Origin of the sequence: Streptomyces sp. NPDC049577 (genome assembly GCF_040675635.1) — a bacterium.
Lineage (GTDB): Bacteria > Actinomycetota > Actinomycetes > Streptomycetales > Streptomycetaceae > Streptomyces.
This window is the reverse complement of record NZ_JBFAPH010000633.1, coordinates 1-1,334: the sequence shown is the minus strand read 5'-3', so window position 1 is coordinate 1,334 and position 1,334 is coordinate 1. Positions and strand designations below refer to the sequence as shown.

Here is a 1,334-nt window from a genome sequence, read left to right as displayed (position 1 = left end):
TGCTGCTCACGTCGCAACCTCTCGTGGTGGTGGGGGACCGGGCTTCAGGAGATCAGGGAGCGGCCGATGATCTCCTTCATGATCTCGGTCGCGGCCCGCCGCTGGTGGTGCTGGGCGTGCTGGCGGCGGGCGCCTGGGCCGGCCGCGGACCCGCGGCGGGCCGTGCGGCTCCCGGTCCGGCACCGGGCGGGCCGGGGGCCGCGCGGTTGCAGTCCCTGTACGAGTCGCTGGTCCCGTACTTCTCGCTGCCGGGGGACCCGGCCCCGCTGTACGCGCCGGGCGGCCGCTGGCAGCAGGTCGTCGAGGACCACGACTTCGACGCGCACGGACGGCTGGTCGGGCTCCGCCTCCGCTATCCGGCGTACTTCACCGACGGCGAGGAGGAGTCCCGCGCCCGCATCGAGCAGCTGCTGCACGTCAAGGCCGGCCGGGACCGGGAGTACGGGTTCGACTGGGACGAGGAGAACAACCTGCTCACGCTGGGCGTGCTCGATCCGCTGCCGACCGACGTGTGGGCCCAGCGCTTCGTCACCGCGCCGGGCGAGAGCGTGCTCGGCTTCACGGACTTCGCGGCCGTGCCCCGCACCCTGCCGGTGGTGGACGCCCACGGCCGGACCGTCGATGTGCCCCCGGTGGTCTGGCGCACCGGCCCCCGCTCCACCGAACCGCATCTGCTGGTCCTGGGCCAGCCCTCCGCCGGCACCACGAGCCTGCTGCGCTCGATCGCCCTCCAGGCCGTTCCGCTGGGCGACGCGCTGATCGTGGACGGCGGGGGCGCCGGCGAGTACGCGGCCCTCCTCGACCGGGAGGGCGTACTGGGCGTCGAGACCGGCCTCCCCGGAGCACTGGCGGCCCTGGAGTGGGCCGCCCGGGAGACCGAGCGCCGGCTGATGGCCGCGCACCACGCCCGCCGGCGGGGCCGGCCCATGCCCGACGACATCCGCCGCCCCCTGTGGATCGTCGTCGACCGGCCCGCCCCGCTCTGCCACCTCGCCGCCGGCCAGGGCCGGCGCGGCCCGCAGGAGCTGCTCGAGGTGCCGCTGCGGCACGGGCGCCTGGCCAATGTGACGGTCGTGATCGGCGAGCAGCTGGACGCCCTCGAGCTGCTCGCCGAGCCCCTGCGGGGCCAGGCCCGGGCCCGGGTGGTGCTGGGCCGCGTCACCACGGAGCAGCTGCGGGCCGCCCTCGGCACGGCGCCGCACTCGACGCCGGTCGTGGACGTGCCGCCGGGCCGCGGCTACGCGCGGCTCGGCGCGGGACCGGTGCTCCGGCTCCAGGTGCCGGCCACCCCGGACCCCCACGACCCGGACACGCCCGAGGTGCAGCGGCAGGCG

At 76.8% G+C, this 1,334-nt stretch carries 1 pseudogene; it reads left to right on the top strand.

What is annotated here, in order from left to right:
- Positions 1-92: 92 nt before the first annotated feature.
- A pseudogene (locus tag AB0K09_RS33415) lies at positions 93-1,334 on the top strand (hypothetical protein); the annotation flags it as partial.